The organism is Aeromonas sp. (assembly GCF_050633025.1).
Taxonomy (GTDB): Bacteria; Pseudomonadota; Gammaproteobacteria; order Enterobacterales; family Aeromonadaceae; genus Aeromonas.
In genome coordinates, this window is record NZ_JBODRQ010000010.1 from 12,996 (window position 1) to 33,109 (window position 20,114).

Genomic DNA, 20,114 nt, shown 5'->3' on the forward strand with positions numbered 1-20,114 from the left:
CGTTGGAGTTGTCTATGTCAGTCATTAACCGGATCCCTGCCGTTGAAATCAGTGAACACGCCGAGAATCACGACACCATTGGCCGGATCCATTCCGTCGAAACCTGCGGCACTGTCGATGGCCCGGGAATACGCTTTATCGTATTCATGCAAGGCTGCCTGATGCGCTGCAAGTACTGCCATAACCGCGATACCTGGGATACCGAAGGTGGCCGCGAAGTGACCGTACCGGAGTTGATGAGTGACATCACCAGCTATCGCCACTTCATGAATGCCTCCGGCGGTGGCGTGACAGCGTCCGGCGGTGAAGCCATGCTGCAACCGGCCTTCATTACCGAACTCTTTACCGCCTGCAAAGAGAAAGGGATCCACACCTGCCTCGACACCAACGGCTTCGTCCGCCATCTCGACGAACAGGTGGACAAGCTGCTCGAACAGACCGATCTGGTGCTGCTCGACATCAAACAGATCAATGACGAGAAACACATTCCGCTGACCCACGTCAGCAACAGATACACCCTGGAGTTTGCCCGCTATCTGGCGGCCAAAGGCAAGACCATGTGGATCCGCTATGTAGTGGTTCCAACCTGGAGCGATGACGACCAGAGTGCCGAAGATCTCGGCAAGTTTATCGCCGAGCTGGGCGAGAGCGTGGAGAAGGTGGAGCTGCTCCCCTACCACGAGCTCGGCAAACACAAGTGGGACGTGCTGGGCGATCCGTACGAGCTGAGCGGGATCAAGCCCCCCAGCAAGGAGACCATGGAACGGGTCAAGGGCATCCTCGGCAAGTACCACAACAACGTCAAATATTGATGGTAACAGCAGGCTGACTCGTCAGCCTGCTCTGCTATGAGCGGTCGGGAAGGCCGCCCGGACTCTACTGCATGAATGGACGACAAGATGAGTGAAGGACAACTCGCCGCCCTCCTGATCTGGCTGGTACTGCTGGCTTTCAGCCTGCGCCGCCCCCTGTGGCAGAGCCTCCATGACAACCCCCTCTATCAACACCTGCTGCTGGGGAGTGCCATCGCGCTGGTGCCGCTCTGGTATCTAAGGGCCGGTCTGCATGAGGGGCTGGAGGTCCATTTTCTCGGGCTCACCACCCTCACCCTGCTGCTTGGCTGGCGGCTGGCGTTGCTCGCCCCCTGTCTGACCCTGCTGGTGCTCGGTTACTTCGGCGTCACCAATCTGGCCGATTTTGGCTGGCAGGCACTGGTTGGCATCGCCCTGCCGGTGGCCACCAGCTGGCTGCTGTTTCTGGCCAGCTGGGCCTGGCTGCCGCGCCATCTCTTTGTCTATATCTTCGTTGCCGCCTTTCTCGGTGGCGCCATCACCATCTCGGTCAAGGTGGCCGCCAGCGCATTGCTGATGGGGCTGAGCGACAGCTACCCCTGGCATACCATCACGGCAGATTACCTCTCCATCTGGCCACTGCTGCTGTTCCCCGAAGCTCTGCTCAACGGCATGGCGATGACGGTGCTGGCCATCTACCGCCCTCACTGGGTCAATACCTTCTTCGACCGCACCTATCTGGGCAAGTAACGCTCTCTTTCCTGATCTGCGCCCATAAAAAAGGAGAGGCCATCGCCTCTCCTTTTGGTATTCCGAATTGTGGTTAATCCTGGCTTAGTGCAGCTTCAGGGTCGGGCGCAGTACCCGGTTGATGCGACCCACCAGCATGATAAGGCCGGTCTTGACGTAGCCGTGCAGGGCGATCTGGTGCATCCGGTAGAGGGAGATGTAGACCAGACGGGCAATGTAGCCCTCCACCATCATGGAGCCGCGCATCAGGTTACCCATCAGGCTGCCCACGGTGGAGAAGCGGCTGAGGGATACCAGCGAACCGTGGTCGTGGTAGAGGTAGGGCTTCATCTCGCCGCCGTTCATCTTGGCCAGGATATTCTTGAACGCCTGGCTGGCCATCTGGTGGGCAGACTGGGCGCGAGGCGGCACGAACTTGCCATCCGGCTGCGGGCAGGCTGCGCAGTCACCGATAACGAAGATGTTCTCGTCACGGGTGGTCTGCAGGGTCTCTTTCACCACCAGCTGGTTGATGCGGTTGGTCTCAAGACCAGCGATATCCTTCATGAAATCCGGCGCCTTGATACCGGCCGCCCACACCATCAGGTCAGCGTCAATCAGCTCGCCATCCTTGGTATGCAGACCATCGCTGGTCGCTTCGGTGATCATGGTGGCGGTACGCACGTCCACACCCAGCTTGACCAGCTCCTGATGGGCGGCGCCGCTGATGCGCTCCGGCAGAGCCGGCAGAATGCGCGGGCCCGCTTCCACCAGGGTCACCTTCAGGCTGTCGGTGGTGAGGTTCTTGAAGCCGTAGGCGTAGAGCTGCTCGACCGCGTTGTAGAGCTCGGCAGAGAGCTCGACGCCGGTGGCGCCGCCGCCGACGATGGCAATCTTCACCTTGTCGCCCGGCTTATATTCGGTGGCGAACTGCAGGAAGCGGTTCATCATGCTGTTGTGGAAACGGTGCGCCTGGGTGGGGCTATCGAGGAAAATACAGTGATCCTTGATGCCCTTGGTGTTGAAGTCGTTGGAGACAGAACCGATGGCCATCACCAGATAGTCGTAGGGCAGTTCGCGCTCGTTGACCACGATGTCGCCATTGTCGTCGTGGATCGGGGCCAGCACGATGCGTTTATCGTCACGCTTGATGTCGGTCAGGGTGCCGAGCTGGAAGTCGAAACCGTGGTTCTTGGCGTGAGACTGGTAGCTCAGGGCATCGATGCCCGCATCCATGGAGCCGGTGGCCACTTCGTGCAGCAGGGGTTTCCACAGGTGGGTGCGGTTGCGATCGACCAGAGTGATCTTGGCCTTGTTCTTCTTGCCAAGCTTGCGACCCAGACTGGTGGCCAGCTCCAGGCCACCGGCGCCGCCGCCTACAACGACAATATTCATCATGATGATTTTCCTCGGTTCCTCAAAACGAAAGGGAGCCATTGGCTCCCTAAAACGAAATCGGTCGACGTGATGGATCAGGCTTCTTTGAAGGCCTTCATCCGCTGCAGATGATGCGAGATATTTTTGAACTTATGAGTCTCGCGCTCATCCCACACGATGTCGTAATAGTTCTTCAATTCACGTTCAGTTTCCCGATTATCGCGCACTTCATCCTGAACGGAAAGGATACACAGGCAGTTTCCTGAATTTTTCTTACGAAATTCAGTTACACACTTGGTACCGATATCGTCATATTCTTCCGGTCGGTCGATCTTGCCCTGCATGTTCTCTTCCGGATGGAGGTTGGGGTTGAAGATCACTTGGCGAATGCCGCACAGAAAGCCGATCCGCTCGCTCCAGTAGCCACCAAGACCCACGCCGCAGATCAGCGGTTTGGGATCGGTACTCATATCGAGCTGTTTTTTCACTTCCTTGAGCAGATGGCTCATATCATGACGGGGGTGAACCGTGCTGTAGTGCACGAAACGCACATCATCATCAATAAACTGCAACTGCAGCACTTTCTCGTGATTGCCTGGGCTGGTGGCATCAAAGCCATGCAGATAGATGATCATGGATAAGACCTCAGGATCTGTGTCGGTTTTATCGAAACTACCCCAGCGGCGGCCCCGTGCGCCACCAAAACATCCAACTTTCTTGCTTTGGATCACGCCCCAACCCCCGATTGCGCCCAGCAGCCCGCGAGCGCCGTTACATGCAGACGGGCGTATTGCGAGCAACGTTATGGTGCCTGGCTATCAAAGTGAGATCGACAGACCGATAATGATAAATCCCTTACCAATCTGAGATGCCCCCACCTCCTTCCCCTGCCAGCAGCCGGACACTTATCTGGTCGGTATGTGACTCATCCCGCAAAAACAAGGCGTTATCGCCAAACGTTTTCTCTCGTGAGCGGAATTGTGCATGTTTTGTGCACTGACCCGTGCAGTACCGGCTCCCTCTCACCACGGAAAAGGGATCTGGCACCTCTGTCAATACACGAGATCAATGACCGGGAAAGCTGCGGCTTTCACTATCTTGCCTGTAGCAGTTGCGCGGGCTTCAAGGAGTGATCTGTTGATGAACGAGACCAATCCCCCCTCCCCCCGACCGGGTGCGCGCAAGCGCCCGGTGGATGAAGTGGAGCGCATGCTCCCCATGGGCCAACTCTTTACCCTGGGCCTGCAACATGTGCTGGTGATGTACGCCGGCGCCGTGGCGGTGCCGCTGGTGATTGGCGGCAGTCTGGGGCTGCCCAAGGAGCAGATCTCCTACCTTATCAGTTCGGATCTCTTCTGCTGCGGCATCGTCACCCTGCTGCAATGTGTCGGGATTGGCCGCTTTGCCGGGATCCGGCTGCCGGTCATCATGTCGGTCACCTTTGCTGCCGTGATGCCGATGCTGGCCATCGGAGCCAACCCGGATCTGGGGCTGACGGGCATCTTCGGCGCCACCATCGCCGCCGGTATCATCTCGACCCTGCTGGTGCCGCTGATAGGTCGGCTGATGCCGCTCTTCCCCACCGTCGTGACCGGGGTGGTTATCACCTCCATCGGGATCAGCATCATGCAGGTGGGGATCGACTGGATGGCGGGGGGCAAGGGCAATCCGGAATATGGCAGCCTGCGCTATATCGGCACCAGCTTTCTGGTGCTCGTCTTTATCCTGCTGGTGACCCGCTTCACCAAGGGCTTTTTCAGCAATATCTCGGTGCTGCTCGGGATCATCTTCGGTTTCGTGGTGGCCATCGCCATGGGCGAAGTGAGCCTCGATGGCCTCGGCGAGGCAGCCTGGTTTGCCCCTATAGTGCCCTTCGCCTTCGGCTGGCCCACCTTCGATCCCATCTCCATCGCCACCCTGACGGTGATCATGCTCATCACCTTTATCGAGTCGATGGGGATGTTTCTGGCCCTTGGCGACATCGTCGGCCATCCGGCCAGGCGCGGAGATATCGTGCGCGGGCTGCGGGTGGATGGCATCGGCACCATTATTGGTGGGATATTCAACAGCTTCCCCCACACCTCCTTCTCCCAGAATATCGGTCTGGTGAGCGTGACCGGGGTATCGAGTCGCTGGGTCTGCGTGATGTCGGGGGGGATCCTGCTCGCCTTTGGCCTCATCCCCAAGATGTCGGTGCTGGTCGCCTCCATCCCGCCCTTCGTGCTGGGGGGCGCCGGTATCGTCATGTTCGGTATGGTGCTGGCCACCGGCATTCGCATCCTGGCGCGCACCGATTACAACAGCAACCGCCACAACCTCTATATCGTCGCCATCAGTCTCGGAATTGGCATGATCCCGACGGTCTCCGGGAATTTTTTCCAGCAGCTTCCGGCGCAGCTACAACCGCTTTTTCATAGCGGTATCCTGTTGGCCACCATCAGTTCGGTGCTGCTCAACCTCTTCTTCAACGGCTATCAGCCGGACCTGAGTCACCAGACCCGTCCTCTGTTCGTTGGTCCCATCAAACCGCAGCAAGATCAGGCATAACAAACAGGCCCCCGGACTGCGAGACTGTCCGGGGGCCTGTTGTTCATATCACCGCTGACCCAATCAGGCAGGCAACTGCGCGAAGCGCTCTACCGCCTGCGCTACTTGTGCCAGACTCCCCTGCCAGAAGGCGGCCTCACGGATATCCTGCCCCAGATGCTTGGCTACCAGATCTTCGGCGCTCATCCGGCCGGTATCGCGCAGCAAGGCGCGATACGCCTCGGCCACGCCCTCTTCCCCCGCCGCCTTGCGGCTCATCAACTGCTGATAGACCCCGAGGCTGAACAGATAACCGAACAGATAGGGGTAGTTGTAAAAGCCCAGCCCGGCGATGGAGAAGTGCGCCTTGGCCGCCCAGAACATGGGGTGATAGCGGGTCAGGCTCCCCTCATACCAGCGTCCCCACGCCTCGTCGGTCAACGCCTTGAGCCGCGCTGCCGGCACATAACCCTGCGCCCGCTCGGCCACCAAGGCCTGCTCGAAATCGAAGCGGGCCGGGATATTGACCAGGAAGGTGGCCGCGCCGTCGGCCTCAGCCCAGGCGATGGCCAGCTGCTCTTCCGTGCTTTGCGCCTGCTCGAACAGGGCGCTGCGCACCAGGGTTTCGGCGAAGATGGAGGCAGTCTCCGCCAGCGTCATGGGGTAGCTGCGCTGGCTCATCGGCAGATCGCGAATGACCCAGTTGTGCCAGGCGTGGCCCAGCTCATGGGCCAGGGTAATGACGTTATCCATGGTGCCGGCATAGGTGACGAAGACCCGCGGCTCGACCGGTTCGGCAAACTTGGTGCAGTAGGCACCGGTGCGGCGATTTGGCGTGGGCGCCGCATCGATCCACCCCTTCTCGGCCATCATCCGGGCAAACTCCCCCATCTCGGGATCGAAACGGCTAAAGGCATCGGCAATCAACTCGATCGCCTCATCAAAAAGAATGTCACGGCTGCTGGAAGCTGGCGGCGGCGCAAAGAGATCCTCCGGCCCCAGATCGTCGAGACCAAGGCGCTCGGCCATCAGCTCCAGCGCCCGCTGGCCCAACTCACGGGCTCGCCAGGTTTCGCTCATCAGGGCATCGAGGGTAGCGCGCTCGATATGGCTCTGGTGACAGGAGAGATCCAGCGCATCGAGCAACCGGGTGTTGCCACGCTGACGAGCCAGCTCCAACCGCCAGCCGTTGAGGGCATTGAGGATGGCGGCGACCGTCTCCTGCTCACCTGCCCAGCCAGCACTGATGGCATCAAACGCCTCAAGGCGCAATGCCCGCACCGGACTGGAGAGCAGATTGCTCGCCTCGGCCAGCCCCATCTCGCGGCCATCAATGGTCAAGCGGATCTTGCCCACCAGATCGTTATAGAGGTTGCCCCAGGCGTGCAAGCCATCGGTGCCCAGACCGATCACCAGTTGCTCAGCCTCCACCGGCAGGCGCTGATCCTGCAAGCGACGCTCTTGGCGCAGGCGGTATGCCTCTTCACCGAGCAGCGGATCCACCATCAGCGCCGCGAACTCCTCTTCCGGCAACGCCAGCATCAGATCTTCCACCGGCGCCAGCGTCTTGAACAGATCGGCATTAAGGGCGCGGGCACGGGACGCCAGCTGTTTGGCCTGCGGATCCCGTGCATCCTGACTGCCACGGCAGGCGGCCAGAATGGCGACGTTCCAGCCGATATGGCGAATATCACGGGCGCGCAGCCGCACTTCCCGCAAGAAATCCTGCAGCGCGGCGTCATCGCCGCGCACCACGTCCAGACCTGCCATATAGCTGGTCAGTTCTTCCAGCGCGTGGCGGGCTGCGCGCATGTCCGCTTCCAGCTCTGGGCTGTCGAGGCCCGGGTAGATATGGTCGTTATTCCACTGTTGTTGATACATAGCTTCTCGCAAAGGCCTTTATCGGGAGGCACAACAGACCTGCGGGCAGCAAGTCAGAGACCGAGCGTCCCGCTGGCTAAAAAATGAAGAGAGGAAAAAAGAGAACATGGCCCGCAAGCTCGCTTATCCCTTGGCCGGGGCAAGACGGCTCACCAGCGTCATCACCGCGACCAGCAGCAGACCCGCCACCACACCGGCCACGGCGTTGAGCAGGGTCGGCGTCATCGCCGCGAGCACACCGCCAACAGTAGGCAGAGTTGCCACGGCTATCGCGGCACTTTCAATAAGATGGTGCACAACCGGCAGACCGTGTACCAGAATACCGCCCCCCACCATAAACATGGCAATGGTGCCGACCAGTGCCAGCAGGTGCATCAGACGGGGCGCCGTCACCAACAGCCCTTGCCCCACCGCACGGCGCAGGGCGCTGCCATCGGGCTTTTGCAGCAGATGCAGACCGATGTCATCGAGCTTGACGATCAGCCCCACCAACCCGTAGACCCCGATGGTCATCAGCAGGGCAATGCCCGCCACGACCGAGAGCTGCAGGGCGAGGCTCGCCCCCTGCACCGTGCCAAGGGCGATGACAATGATCTCGGCAGAGAGAATAAAATCGGTGCGGATCGCTCCCTTCACCTTCTGCTGCTCAAACGCCACCAGATCATCGGGAATGGGGGCTGTATGTGCCTCACCTTCACTCGCCTTATGGGGCAGGAACTTGTGGGCCAGCTTCTCGGCCCCCTCAAAGCAGAGGTAGGCGCCTCCCAGCATCAAGAGCGGCGTGATAAGCCAGGGCACCAGCGCACTGATGGCGATGGCGGCGGGCACCAGGATCAGCTTGTTGCGAAATGAGCCCTTGGCCACCGCCCACACCACCGGCAACTCCCGCTCGGCGCGCACCCCGGAGACCTGCTCCGCGTTGAGGGCAAGATCGTCCCCCAACACCCCGGCGGTCTTCTTGGCCGCCATCTTGGTCATCAGCGCCACGTCATCGAGCACGCTGGCGATATCATCGAGCAGGGCTAACAAACTGGTTCCGGCCATATCAAAGATCCCTTATATCAGTGAGAAACGTCTTCCCGAAAAATGTCTCGCGCTTGTTCACCACGACCTTGGTCATCAGCGCCACATCATCAAGCACGCTGGCGATATCATCGAGCAGGGCCAACAAACTGGTTCCGGCCATATCAGAGATTCCTTATATCAATGAGAACAACCCCGGGAGAGAGGTGTACGTCCCGATAACCACCAGGGTCAACAGGACCACCTCATGGCGATCGCAGGCCATCATCGGCCGAGCCAAAAATCCGGCGCTCGCCATCGGAGGGGTACGTCTTGCGGGCAAAAGATGGCACAGTGTAACGAGAAGCTACCGTTTCGGCAGCACCCCTGAGCCATTTGTTCCTGGTTCCCTCTGAATCACCTCAAGGAGTTCCCATGCAACCCTGGCAACCTCTGCTCGATCTCTGGTTTGGCGATGAGGCCGATGACGTCCTGCGGGCCACACGGCAAGCCCCCCTCTGGTGGGGAAAAAGCAGCAAAACGGATGCCCTGCTGGCCAGCCGCTTCGGCGAGCTGGCACAGTCCGCGGCAGAAGGCAGCCTCGCCCAATGGGCCGAAGCTCCCAGCGGTCGGCTGGCGCTGATCCTGTTGCTCGACCAACTGCCGCGCAATATCCATCGCGGCACGCCTGCAGCGTTTGCCCAGGATCCGCTGGCACGGGCTCTCTGCCTGAAAGGGCTGTCCATCGGGGCTGACAAATCCCTCTCGCCACTGGCGCGGGTCTTCTTCTATCTGCCGCTGGAACACGCCGAATCCCGTGAACAACAGGCCAGAAGCATGGCGCTGTTCGAGGCACTGGCTGCCGAGCAGGCTGGCACCCCGGCGCAGGCGACCTTCGCCGGATTTGCCGACTTTGCCCGTCGTCATCAGGTGATCATCGAACGCTTTGGCCGCTTCCCCCACCGCAACAACATACTCGGTCGCACCAGCACACCGGAAGAGGCAGTATTTTTGCAGCAACCGGGCTCAGGCTTCTAAGCAAGCCATATAAAAAATCCCCGCCATGGTCATGACGGGGATTTTTTTCAACCTGCCAACCCTGCGGTCAGCTTAAACCGTTGTTACGCCTTGGCGGGTTCACGCTCGCCCAGTTCATCAGTCTCGCCCAGACTGTCTTCGGTCTTGGCAACCACGCTGGCGGCGATAGCGTTGCCCAGCACGTTGGTGGCAGATCGGCCCATATCGAGGAAGTGGTCGATACCCAGCAGCAGCAGGATGCCCGCTTCCGGAATATGGAACTGGTTCAGGGTCGCGGCAATCACCACCAGAGAGGCGCGCGGTACCCCGGCCATCCCCTTGGAGGTGACCATCAGCAGCAACAGCATGGTGATCTGCTGGGCCATGGAGAGCTCGATACCATACGCTTGGGCGATGAACATCACCGCGAAGGTGCAGTACATCATGGAGCCATCGAGGTTGAAGGAGTACCCCATCGGCAGCACGAAGCTGGCGATACGCTTGTCACACCCAAACTTCTCCAGACGATCCAGGGTCTTGGGATAGGCGGCTTCAGAGCTGGCGGTAGAGAAGGCCAGCAGGATGGGTTCGCGGATAAGCGCCAGCAGTTTGATGACGCGACCACGCAGGAAGACGCTACCCATGGCGATCAGCAGCAGCCAGAGGCAGGCCAGCGCGATGTAGAACTGGGCCATAAAGCTGCCGTAGGTGACCAGAATACCCAGCCCCTCTTTGGCCACCATGGCGGCGATGGCACCAAATACCGCGAACGGCGCAAAGTTCATCACGTAACCGGTCACTTTCAGCATGATCTCGGCGGCACTGGCCATCAGCACCACCACCGGCTTGGCCAGATCGCCGAGCGCGGCGGCAGCCAGACCAAAGAACAGGGAGAAGACCACGATCTGCAGGATCTCGTTGGTGGCCATCGCCTCGACCACGCTTTTGGGGATGGCGTGGGTCACAAAATCTTTCAGGGTAATGGCACCGGCAGCAATACCGGAACTGGCGGTGTCATTGGGCAGGGAGAGGGAGAGCCCCACGCCAGGCTGCATCAGGTGAACCATCACCAGACCCAGACTCAGGGACATCAGAGAGGCCAGCATAAACCAGCCGAGGGTTTTGGCGCCGATACGTCCCACGGTGCGGGTGTCGCCCATCTTGGCGATGCCGACCACCAGAGTGGTGAAGACCAGCGGTGCGATAATCATCTTGATCAATCGCAAGAAGATATCGGTCAGGATCGTGATGTTATTGGCGAAATCCGCAGCCTGATCTGCGGCAAACATGCGATAGCCCTGGCCGGTGAGGATGCCAAACATCATGGAGATGAGGATGGCGACCGTCAGTTTATTCATTTTCATGGGGGAGTCCCGGTTTTGATTGGTGCAAGCCGTTAACGGTGGCATGGGAGCCACTACAGTCCGTTTTTGTGATCCGAGCCGTTGATTCCTGGCGGCTGGTATGCTGGGAGAATGCCTAAAAGCAGGGGGTAAATCTAGAGGGTTGTTCCAGAATTTTATGCTGCGATTAGGTGTATGTGATATGGATCTTGCGAAACACCAATATTAATCGCTGTTTATTTTAATTGTGGCGAGATATTTCGCATTCAGAGTTCGCTCGTCGAGTGCCCGTGGCAACAGGCGAAAAGTGAGCAGCGCCGAGATGGTGTGCTGCACCTGCATCTGGGCCATAAAGAGATCCGGTTCATCCTCGTCAAAGCCGAAGATCGGCCGTGATGGGGTCACCCTGACGGCATCACGGTTAATGGTCAGCTCATCGACCTTGAGCCAGAAGTAACCCTCTGCCAGTGCCAGCTCCCCTGCTCGCTTGAGCACATATTTGCGGGCGGTCTCCCTGTCCACCAGATCGTTGCCGACAAACTCCAGCTGCCACTTGTCCGGGCCAAGCCGGGTCTGGGAGAAACCGGTCTGGCCATTCCAGAACGACTTTTCACTCTGGTAAGGGGTGGCGCAGCCCGCCAGCAGCAAGGTGAGCATCAACAGACAAAACAGTTTGAACAGACGTGCAGGCACAGAAGACCTCGGCTGGGGGGTGAGCAACTGAGCCGTTACTACAGCACAAACCCCGGCGGCGGCACAATCACTGTGGCCATCTCCGCTATCCGTTTCTTCTACCCGTCTCTGTTCGCTGCTGCCTCTGCCCGCTCTTCCGGCCTGATCCGCCTGTCCGGGCCACTCACCGGCGCCGAATTGCGCGCAAAAGAAAAGGCCTTGTCGTTTGACAAGGCCTTTACCGGGGAATTTGGTCGGTGTGAGAGGATTCGAACCTCCGACCCTCTACACCCCATGCAGATGCGCTACCTGGCTGCGCTACACACCGACGGAGTCAGCTCGGCTGACGGGGGCAGAGTGTATGGAGATGACCCTGCCCTGTCAACAGGGAAACGCCGCAGCCCACCAGACCATGATGCATTCGCCTGCTTTGCGAACAATCAGCGGTTAAAGGTCAGCCGCTTGCCCAGGATCTGGTCAGTCAGCTGGCCGTTTTGCCAGGCAATCTGACCGTTGACCAGGGTCATCTCTATCGTGCTGTGAAAGCGGTAGCCGTTGAAAGGAGACCAGCCGCACAGATAGAGGAGGTTGTCATCGTTAACCACATAGGGCTTGCCCAGATCCAGCAGCACCAGATCGGCGAAGTAACCCTCGCGGATATAACCGCGATCTTCTACCTGAAAACGCTCGGCCACCGCGTGGGAGGTCTTCTTGACGATGGTTTCCAGCGAGAATACCCCGTTGTGGTAGAGCTCCAGCAGCGCCTGCAAAGAGTGCTGCACCAGCGGTACGCCGGACGGCGCCTTGAAATAGCTGTTCTGCTTCTCTTCCCAGGTGTGGGGGGCGTGATCGGTGGCGATGATGTCGAGCACATCGTTGCGCACCGCATCCAGCAGCGCCTGCTGGTCAGCCGCGCTCTTCACCGCCGGGTTGCACTTGATCAGGCTGCCCTGGGTCTCGTAATCGGCCTCATTGAAGAACAGATGATGCACACATACCTCGGCGCTGATGTTCTTGTCCTTGAGGTCCTTCAGGTCCGGAGTGGCGGTAAAGAGCGACAGCTCTTTCGCCGTGGTCAGGTGTAGCACGTGCAGCTTGGCACCGTACTGCTTGGCCAAAGAGACTGCCAAGCTGGAGGATTTGTAGCAGGCATCGGCGCTGCGGATGCGGCCGTGCTCGCCCATCGGCACATCTTCACCCCATTTGGCGCGGGCTTCGTCCTCCAGCACCTTGATGGTAGGCGTGTCTTCGCAATGGGTGACAATCATCACCGGGCTCTCACGGAAGATGGCGGCCAGAGTCTCCTGATTATCCACCAGCATGTTGCCGGTAGAGGCCCCCATGAAGATCTTGATGCCACAGGACTGTTTCGGATCGAGCTTCTTGATCTCTTCCAGGTTGTCGTTAGTGGCACCGAGGTAGAAGCTGTAGTTGGCGACGGAGGAGTTGGCGGCGATCTGGTATTTGGCTTCGAGGGCGTCGAGGGTGGTGGTCTGGGGATTGACGTTGGGCATTTCCATGAAACTGGTGGTGCCACCGGCGACGGCAGCGCGGGATTCGCTGGCGATGGTCCCTTTATGGGTCAATCCCGGCTCCCGGAAGTGGACCTGATCATCGATCATTCCGGGGATGAGATGGCGACCTGCGGCATCGATAACCAGCGCATCGGGCGCCTCGATATCCGGGGCAATGCGGGCAATCCGTTCACCCTCGATCAACACATCAGAGGCATAGATACGGCCTTCGTTGACCAGGGTGGCATTCTTGATAAGCAGTCTGTTCATGGGGGGTTCCAGTTCCTTTGCCGATAATCGCGGGTCATAATAGCTCAAAACTGCCCTTTCTCTGTAGCAAGGCCTGACTGATGAAGTTATTTGTAAGAGATTTGACCGTGATCGACTCCAGCTACCTCTGCGAACGCCGCGGCATGGTGGGCGAGAGCTGGCTGGTAGATATCGAAATGAGCGGTGAGCTCAACGAAATGAGCATGCTGCTGGACTTTGGCCGGGTAAAGAAGCTGATCAAGTCGATCATCGATGAAGAGGTGGACCACAAGCTGCTGGTGCCGACCGAGTGCCCGCTGATCCACGTCGAGACACTGGATGGTGACGAAAGCACAGTGGATCTGCTGCGCCCGGGTCGCTCCATCCATCTGCGCTGCCCATCCCAGGGCTTTGCCTTTATCCCTGCCCCGCAAGTTGATAAAGAGTCGGTGACCCGCTACCTGCTGGCGGTACTGGCCAAACGGCTGCCGGGCAATATCAAGGATCTCTCCCTGACTCTGCGCCAGGAGGCGATCACCGGTGCCTTCTACCACTACAGCCATGGCCTGAAAAAGCACGATGGCAACTGCCAGCGTATCGCCCACGGCCACCGCTCTCCCATCGAGATCCACATCGATGGCGAGCGCGACCAGGAGCTTGAGCTCAACTGGGCCGAACGCTGGGGCGATATCTACCTCGGCACCGAGGAGGACAAGGTGGCGCTGACCGAGCTCGCTTTGAGCCCTCGCGCCAATGCCCAGCTTGGCGAGCATCACTGCGGTTTCAAATATATGGCGCCGCAGGGGCTGTTCCAGCTGGCCATCCCCAGCGCCGAGGTGGAGATGATCGATACCGACACCACGGTCGAGCTGCTGGCCTGCTATATCGCTCGCGAAGTGAAGAAGATGGTGGGCGACAAGTTCGTCAAGATTGTCGCCTATGAAGGGGTCGGCAAGGGCGCGATTGCCTACGCCTGATCCCCTTGTCGCTGCCGCAATAAAGAGAAGGCCCCGCAGCTGCGGGGCCTTGTTATTTCAATTCTCGACCATCAGGCGCTCAGGCGGAAGCGCTTGACCAGGCTTTCCTGCTGCTCGGCGAGGGAGTCCAGCTGCTGGCTGGTCTGGGCTACCCGCTCGATCCCCTGATAGTTGAGATCCGAGATATCGGAGATGCGGTTGAGGTTGGTGGCGATGTCGGCGCTGGTGGCCTGCTGCTGCTCGGCGGCAGAGGCGATCTGGCTCGACATGTCGCTGATCAGCACCACAATCCCCTGCACCTCCTCCATGGCGTTGTTGGCGTGAGAGCTCTGATCCACGCAGGTGTCCATCTCGCGAGAGCACTCCTGCATCACGGTCACCGCCTTGGCGACCCCCTGCTGCAGGTTCTCGATCATGGTCTGGATCTCGCTGGTGGACTGGGCGGTACGCCCCGCCAGACTGCGCACCTCATCGGCCACTACCGCAAAACCGCGTCCCTGCTCGCCGGCCCGCGCCGCTTCGATGGCCGCGTTGAGGGCCAGCAGGTTGGTCTGCTCGGCAATGCCGCGAATGACGTCAAGGATATTGCCGATCTGGCTGCTCATGGCACTCACATCACCAATCACCTTGCCGGTCTGTTGCAGCTTGCCCGCCAGTTGATGAGTGGTGGTGATATTGCCTGCCATCACCTTGCGCCCCATCTCGGAGGCCTTCTCCACATCCTGCACCCGCTCCAGGGTCTGGTTGGCAGCCTGTGCCACCTCCCGCACAGAGGCCTCCATCTGGGTCATGGCAGCAGCGACCGAGGCGGTCTCCTGCCGCTGTTTCTCCAGATCCGCCCGCACCGATTCGGTGGTATGGCGGTTGCCATGGGCGGCATCATTGAGCTGGGCAGATGCGTTGGAGAGCTGGGCCAGCATCTCCCCCATCTGGGCGATCAGCAGGTTGATCTGGCTGCCCAGCTGGCCAAATTCGTTGTTGCTGTGAAAGCCGATGCGCTGGGTCATGTCGCCCTGGGTCACTTCGGTCAGCACCCGCAGCAACTCTTTTAACGGACGACGGATCGCCTTGCCAAGGGTATAAGCCACCAGCATGGCGATCAGGATGGCGACTACGATGCTGGCTCCCTGGGTCAGGGTACTCTGACTCTGCGCGATGCTGGCATGCTGAATACTCTGGTTCATCAGTTGCTGACTCTGAGCGGTGATCCGCTCAAGTCGATCCTGAATGGCCACAATAAGCGCACTTGCCTGCTTGCTCTTCTCCCGTATCTGTTCTTGCTGCTTCATCAGCGCCAGATACTGGGAGAGCACCCCTTCGCTGGCTGTAGTGTCGCGTACGAAGCCGTGGACGTAGTGGCCCATATTGTTGTCGAAATCCTTGAGCTCCCCCTGCAGATCCTTGATGGTGCTGTTGAACCCCTCGATTTGCATCCTGTTGCGCTTGAGCGCGGCCTCAATGGGCGTCGGAATCGTCTGGTTGAGGGCATCCATGGTGGAGAGTTCGATGGCGGAGAGCTTGGTGATCAGGGTCTCGGAGAGCATCTTGATAAAGCTGTCATCGATGGTGATCATCATGTCATCCAGATTCTTCTTGAACTGGGGCAGACTGACCTGAAACTGCCCCTTAGCCAGATTGACCTTGTGCAGCCGGGTGAGCAACGTCTCGTGTTCGCCGGGCAGGGTATCTGTCAGTTGCAGGTAGCTGTCGATCTGCTGGCTGAGGCTGCTCATCTCCCCTTGCAGTTCGGGGTGGTGAGCGACCTGTTGACGCAAGGCAGCCAGGGTCTTGTCGACCTGTGCTCTGGCCTGTTTCAGCTCGGCCACTTCTGCTGGCAGCTGCTTCGGATCCTGTGCTGTCAGCACATCCCCCAGCCACTTGTTGGCGCTGAGCAGTCCGATCTGAGTCTGGCTGCTGGCAATCACCAGCGGCATCGACTGCCGGGTAACCTGTTCCAGCGCCCCGCCGAGGGTCTCCTGACTACGAAATGTGAGCAGTGAACTGGCCACCATCACGGCCACCAGAATAGCGAAGCCGAGATAGACTCGCTGCAAGATGGAGAGATCCGACATTGTTTGTTTCATTATTATCCCGCTGTATATGCAAAAGTCCCTTGCCTGAGTACCCCGTCCTTTTGATACCCTGCAGACCACCCTGAACAGGCGCTGCAGATGACGTCCCTCCGGCTATCGGTATTTTTAACAATAACTGAAGGGAATGGGACATCAGCTGTGTCAAATGTCGGCTTGTGTCACACTTGGCGTGCTGCTCGCCCCCCTTTCGGGAGCCGCTTGGGGTTCTAGTTCAATTTTCTGTTTCATATAAGGGAGTTAGCCATGGCGCAAGAAACCATTTTCAGCAAAATCATCCGTAAAGAGATCCCCGCCGACATCCTTTATCAAGACGATCTGGTCACCGCATTCCGGGATATCCAGCCCAAGGCCAAGACCCATATTCTGATCATCCCCAATGTGCTGATCCCCACCGTCAATGACGTGGAAGCCGAACATGAACTGGCCCTTGGCCGGATGTTCACCGTGGCCCGCAAACTGGCAAGCGAGGCGGGCATCGCCGAAGATGGCTACCGCCTCATCATGAACTGCAACCGCCACGGCGGGCAGGAGGTCTACCACATCCACATGCATCTGGTCGGTGGCCAGCCGCTGGGGCCGCTGCTCAGCCTGTAATGAATCGCCACGCCTCAACCTGCCGCAGCGCTCTGTTGCTCTGCGGCACCCTTCTGTTGCTTGGGGGCTGCGCCTCCCGCTGGCAAGATATGTTCGTCTCCTACTCCGATCAGATGGTGCCCCTGCGCAACCAGCTGCTGCAGGGCCATGCCGCCGAGGCGCTGCCCGAGGTGCGTGACTCCACCCTTGGCGATGACACCTTTGTGCTGGATCGACTCGAACAGGGGCGCATTGCCTGGCTGGCGGGTCAGGATGCGGGCAGCAAGCAGGCATTCACCGCCGCCGACAGCCGCCTTCAGTGGGAAGACAATCAGGCCGAATACCGGCTGAGCCACGGTCTGGATCAGGTGGGCAGCCTGCTCACCAACGACCAGTCGATGGCCTATCTCACCCCCGATTACGAACGCACCATGCTGCACCACTATCTGGCCCTCAGCTACCTGCAACGGGGTGATGCCGATGGCGCCCTGGTGGAGGTGCGCCGGGCCAATCAGGTGCAGGAGCAGGCCCTGAAACGGCGAGCCGATGAGGTACGCAAGGCAAAGGATGAGAGCGAAGAGGCCGAGGCTGAAGGTGAGATGCGCCAGCTGATGTCGCGCGGCGCACCGGATCTCGACCGGTTGATCGGCAAGGTCAAGAACGGTTTTCAGAACGCCTACACCTTCTATTTTTCCGCCGTGCTCTATGAGGCGGCCGGGGATCTCAACGATGCCTGGGTCGACTATCAGCGCAGTTACCAGATAGCGCCGGACAACCGTAGCCTGCAAGATGCCTTGCTGCGTCTGGCGCGGCTGCGTGGCTCACCGGACGAGATCCGCGAGACAGAGAAAAAGATAGGCCGCAAAGCGCCGCCGCTTGCAAAAGATCAAGGCCAACTGGTGGTGCTGTTTGAAGATGGCTTGATCCCGGCGCGGCGCGAACTGTTCCTGCCTCTGCCCATCCCCACCTCCCGCGGCGATTTTCGCACCTTTACCGTCGCCATCCCCTATTACGATAATCGGGCCAGCGACACCGGCCCGCTGACGGTGGAAGTCGGCAAGCGGGTCGAGCAGACCAGCGAGCTGGTGCGACTGGAAGCGCTGGCCGCCAAAGATCTGCAAGAGCGGCTGCCCGGCATGCTGACCCGCCAGGCACTGCGACTGGTGGCCAAGGAACAGATGCGCCGCACCGCCGCCAAAGAGGGGGGCGATGTGGGCAATATTCTGGTGGGGATCTTCAACACCCTCTCCGAGCGGGCCGATACCCGCAGCTGGCTGACGCTGCCAGCGCAGGCATCGAGCTGGCAGGGAATAGTGCCGGCAGGTGACATCAATCTCACCCTAAACGCGGGGGCAGCGCAGCGGCAATTGCCGCTCACCATCCACAAGGGACGCACCACCCTGGTCTGGGTACAGCGCCTCGGCGCCGGTCTGACCACCCGGGTGATGCCGCTCTGAGCAGATGGCGAAGAGAGATGAGCAAGACAATTAACCGGGCAGGCACACACGCGGCCCCACTCACCCCGATTAAGGAGAGCAAGATGAAAGCATACGGGTTGGCCCTCGGGCTCGCGCTGCTGCTGACCGGCTGCGCCACCAACACCTCAGGTGTGGCGCTCTATGGCCCGGCGGGCGGTGCTCCCACGCTGGAGCAGCATCAAAACGTCAACGTCACCCTGACCGAGCTGAGCCGGCGCGAACAGAACGGCCTGCTGCAGATCAATGTGGCAGCGGCCAGCACCCAGCGAGGCGATAACAAGCTGCAATATATCTTCTATTGGTATGATGAGGCCGGCCAGGAGGTCGCCAGCGATGGCCGCGGCTGGACCCCCATCAAGCTGCATGGCTATCAGACCCGCACCCTCTCGGCCCTGGCGCCCAGCCCGGCGGCGCAGGGTTACCGGATTTACGTACGCGAAGTGATTGAGGAATCCTACTGATGAAAATGAATCATGCCCTGCTGATCCTGACCGGCGCTTTGCTCTTGGGCGGCTGCTCCAGCACCACCGTCAGCTATGGCGATCCCACTGAAACCGAAACCGTCACCGTCGATTACGGCTCAAGCGACCTGCAGGCCATCGCCGACAAGATGGCAGACTCCATGCTCGCCTCCCCTGCCACCAGCGAGATCACCGCAGGCGGTCGTCCGGTGATGTTTATGGACTCTATCCGCAACAAGACCTCCGAGCACATCGATACCGAAGCCATCACCGATACCATCCGTACCAAGCTGCTGCGCGCCGGCAAGTTCCGCTTCGTCGACATGAGCAAGGTGGCGGCGGTCAAGCAGCAGCTCGAATACCAGCAGAGCAGCGGCATGGTGGATCCTGCCTCCATGGTACGTCTGGGCAAGCAGACCGGCGCGCGCTACATGGTCTATGGCAACCTCGCCAGCATCGTCAAGGACAACGGCAAGGTGAAGGATGTCTACTACCAGATGACCATGAACCTGATGGATCTGCAAAACGGCGAACTGCTGTGGTCCGATCAGAAAGAGATCCGCAAACAGGCGAAGAAATCCACCTTTGGCTGGTAACAGGCTCCTGGTGACGGGCAACTGTGATCCGCTACTGGCCTGCCTGCCCGCGCCCTGGCGGGACGGGCTGCTGGAACCGCTCGGGTTAGGTCTGACCAACTGCAACTATCGACTGCGCCTCCCCTCGGGGCGCAGTTACTTTTTGCGCCATGGCCACTCCGATCCGTTGCGCCTTGGCATCGACCGCCCCACCGAGTGGCAGCTTTATCAGGGGGCGATGGCCGAAGGGCTGGCGCTCCCTTGCCACTATGGCGATCCCGCCAGCGGCCTGATGCTGCTCGAATGGAGCGATGAGCCAAACTGGGTGCACACGGCGCCACCAGCAGCCGATCAGCCCCGTCTGCTGGCTGAGGTGCTGCGCAAGCTCCATCGCCTGCCGCTGCCTGCGGTGGTGATGGCGGTGCGAGCCCACGCGGCGGGCTATCGCGCCCGACTGGCCCGCATTCCCTCCTGGCTGCCCGCACTGGAGCGGAGCTTGCTCGCCAGCAGTGAGCCAAATGATTACTGGCGCCCTTGCCACCATGATCTCAATCCGGCTAATTTGTTGGGAAGCAAGCCTTGGGTCATCGACTGGGAGTATGGCGCCGCAGGCCATCCCGGCTTCGAACTTGCCAGCATCCAGCGCACCCACGACTGGCCCGCAGAGCAGCGCATGGTACTGGAAGAGCACTATCTGCGCTCGCTCCCGCGCCATGAGTGGCCCGGTTTTCAGAGCGAGGATTTTTTACCCTGGGTCGACTATATCGGCCTGCTCTGGGCCCTGCTGATGGCAGAGCAACAGCCCTCACTCGACTATGACACCCTGATCGCCATCAACCGGCAACGACTGGAGTAA

19 protein-coding genes and 1 tRNA gene are annotated in these 20,114 nt (G+C 59.8%); 10 read left to right on the forward strand and 10 right to left on the reverse strand.

What is annotated here, in order from left to right:
• Positions 1-14 precede the first annotated feature (14 nt).
• Together pflA and ACRAUW_RS02685 are read left to right on the forward strand one after the other, a co-directional pair.
• Complete coding sequence (gene pflA, locus ACRAUW_RS02680) at positions 15-812, forward strand: pyruvate formate lyase 1-activating protein (RefSeq protein ID WP_431361048.1); 798 nt, start codon at positions 15-17, stop codon at positions 810-812.
• Between the two features lie 87 nt (positions 813-899).
• Positions 900-1,541: an energy-coupling factor ABC transporter permease gene (locus ACRAUW_RS02685; protein WP_431361049.1), complete on the forward strand. Its 642-nt coding sequence runs from the start codon at positions 900-902 to the stop codon at positions 1,539-1,541.
• A gap of 84 nt (positions 1,542-1,625) precedes the next feature.
• On the opposite strand, the gene ACRAUW_RS02690 is transcribed toward ACRAUW_RS02685, so the two are convergent.
• Positions 1,626-2,918 carry an NAD(P)/FAD-dependent oxidoreductase gene (locus ACRAUW_RS02690; RefSeq protein WP_431361050.1) on the reverse strand — a complete coding sequence of 431 codons (1,293 nt, stop codon included), beginning with the start codon at positions 2,916-2,918 and terminating at the stop codon, positions 1,626-1,628.
• 74 nt (positions 2,919-2,992) lie between these two features.
• The gene (ycfP, locus tag ACRAUW_RS02695) at positions 2,993-3,532 is read right to left on the reverse strand and encodes an alpha/beta hydrolase YcfP (protein ID WP_042083824.1); all 540 of its coding nucleotides are present in this window, start codon (positions 3,530-3,532) and stop codon (positions 2,993-2,995) included.
• A 505-nt stretch (positions 3,533-4,037) separates the two neighbouring features.
• Here ycfP and ACRAUW_RS02700 point away from each other — a divergent pair.
• Positions 4,038-5,444, forward strand: a complete 1,407-nt coding sequence (locus ACRAUW_RS02700) for a nucleobase:cation symporter-2 family protein (protein ID WP_431361051.1) — start codon at positions 4,038-4,040, stop codon at positions 5,442-5,444.
• A gap of 63 nt (positions 5,445-5,507) precedes the next feature.
• Here ACRAUW_RS02700 and ACRAUW_RS02705 read toward each other — a convergent pair whose 3' ends face one another.
• The 3 genes from ACRAUW_RS02705 to ACRAUW_RS02715 all read right to left on the reverse strand — a co-directional run bounded on the left by ACRAUW_RS02705 (position 5,508) and on the right by ACRAUW_RS02715 (position 8,490).
• Positions 5,508-7,304 (reverse strand): M3 family oligoendopeptidase, encoded by a 1,797-nt coding sequence (locus ACRAUW_RS02705; protein WP_431361052.1) that lies wholly within the window; start codon positions 7,302-7,304, stop codon positions 5,508-5,510.
• A gap of 123 nt (positions 7,305-7,427) precedes the next feature.
• The gene (locus ACRAUW_RS02710) at positions 7,428-8,348 is read right to left on the reverse strand and encodes a DUF808 domain-containing protein (protein ID WP_431361053.1); all 921 of its coding nucleotides are present in this window, start codon (positions 8,346-8,348) and stop codon (positions 7,428-7,430) included.
• A gap of 1 nt (position 8,349) precedes the next feature.
• The gene (locus tag ACRAUW_RS02715) at positions 8,350-8,490 is read right to left on the reverse strand and encodes a hypothetical protein (RefSeq protein ID WP_021231002.1); all 141 of its coding nucleotides are present in this window, start codon (positions 8,488-8,490) and stop codon (positions 8,350-8,352) included.
• Positions 8,491-8,741: 251 nt separating this feature from the next.
• On the opposite strand from ACRAUW_RS02715, the gene ACRAUW_RS02720 reads away from it, so the two are divergent.
• Positions 8,742-9,344, forward strand: a complete 603-nt coding sequence (locus tag ACRAUW_RS02720) for a DUF924 family protein (protein WP_431361054.1) — start codon at positions 8,742-8,744, stop codon at positions 9,342-9,344.
• Positions 9,345-9,427: 83 nt separating this feature from the next.
• On the opposite strand, the gene ACRAUW_RS02725 is transcribed toward ACRAUW_RS02720, so the two are convergent.
• From ACRAUW_RS02725 to ACRAUW_RS02740, 4 genes are all read right to left on the reverse strand, one after another.
• A complete protein-coding gene (locus ACRAUW_RS02725; RefSeq protein ID WP_431361055.1) occupies positions 9,428-10,687 on the reverse strand; it encodes a dicarboxylate/amino acid:cation symporter in 1,260 nt (419 codons plus the stop codon).
• A gap of 204 nt (positions 10,688-10,891) precedes the next feature.
• A complete protein-coding gene (locus ACRAUW_RS02730; protein ID WP_431361076.1) occupies positions 10,892-11,323 on the reverse strand; it encodes a CC0125/CC1285 family lipoprotein in 432 nt (143 codons plus the stop codon).
• Between the two features lie 266 nt (positions 11,324-11,589).
• A tRNA-Pro gene (locus ACRAUW_RS02735) sits at positions 11,590-11,666 on the reverse strand.
• 112 nt (positions 11,667-11,778) lie between these two features.
• Positions 11,779-13,122: a dihydroorotase gene (locus ACRAUW_RS02740; RefSeq protein WP_431361056.1), complete on the reverse strand. Its 1,344-nt coding sequence runs from the start codon at positions 13,120-13,122 to the stop codon at positions 11,779-11,781.
• A gap of 80 nt (positions 13,123-13,202) precedes the next feature.
• Between ACRAUW_RS02740 and ACRAUW_RS02745 the strand changes: the two genes are divergently transcribed.
• A complete protein-coding gene (locus ACRAUW_RS02745) occupies positions 13,203-14,078 on the forward strand; it encodes a 6-pyruvoyl trahydropterin synthase family protein (protein ID WP_431361057.1) in 876 nt (291 codons plus the stop codon).
• Between the two features lie 71 nt (positions 14,079-14,149).
• Here the strand turns inward: ACRAUW_RS02745 and ACRAUW_RS02750 are convergent, their stop codons facing one another.
• Positions 14,150-16,162, reverse strand: coding sequence for a methyl-accepting chemotaxis protein (locus tag ACRAUW_RS02750; RefSeq protein WP_431361058.1), 2,013 nt, complete (start codon positions 16,160-16,162; stop codon positions 14,150-14,152).
• A gap of 252 nt (positions 16,163-16,414) precedes the next feature.
• Between ACRAUW_RS02750 and hinT the strand changes: the two genes are divergently transcribed.
• From hinT to ACRAUW_RS02775, 5 genes are all read left to right on the forward strand, one after another.
• Entirely contained in the window at positions 16,415-16,765 is a 351-nt protein-coding gene (gene hinT, locus ACRAUW_RS02755) for a purine nucleoside phosphoramidase (RefSeq protein ID WP_021231009.1), read from the forward strand.
• Positions 16,765-18,201, forward strand: coding sequence for a COG3014 family protein (locus tag ACRAUW_RS02760; protein ID WP_431361059.1), 1,437 nt, complete (start codon positions 16,765-16,767; stop codon positions 18,199-18,201). Before hinT ends, ACRAUW_RS02760 begins: the two co-directional genes overlap by 1 nt.
• An 83-nt stretch (positions 18,202-18,284) precedes the next feature.
• On the forward strand, positions 18,285-18,683 hold the full coding sequence (locus ACRAUW_RS02765) for a YcfL family protein (RefSeq protein WP_431361060.1): 399 nt from the start codon (positions 18,285-18,287) through the stop codon (positions 18,681-18,683).
• A complete protein-coding gene (gene lpoB / locus ACRAUW_RS02770) occupies positions 18,683-19,279 on the forward strand; it encodes a penicillin-binding protein activator LpoB (RefSeq protein WP_431361061.1) in 597 nt (198 codons plus the stop codon). Before ACRAUW_RS02765 ends, lpoB begins: the two co-directional genes overlap by 1 nt.
• Before the next feature lie 10 nt (positions 19,280-19,289).
• Complete coding sequence (locus tag ACRAUW_RS02775; protein ID WP_431361062.1) at positions 19,290-20,114, forward strand: phosphotransferase; 825 nt, start codon at positions 19,290-19,292, stop codon at positions 20,112-20,114.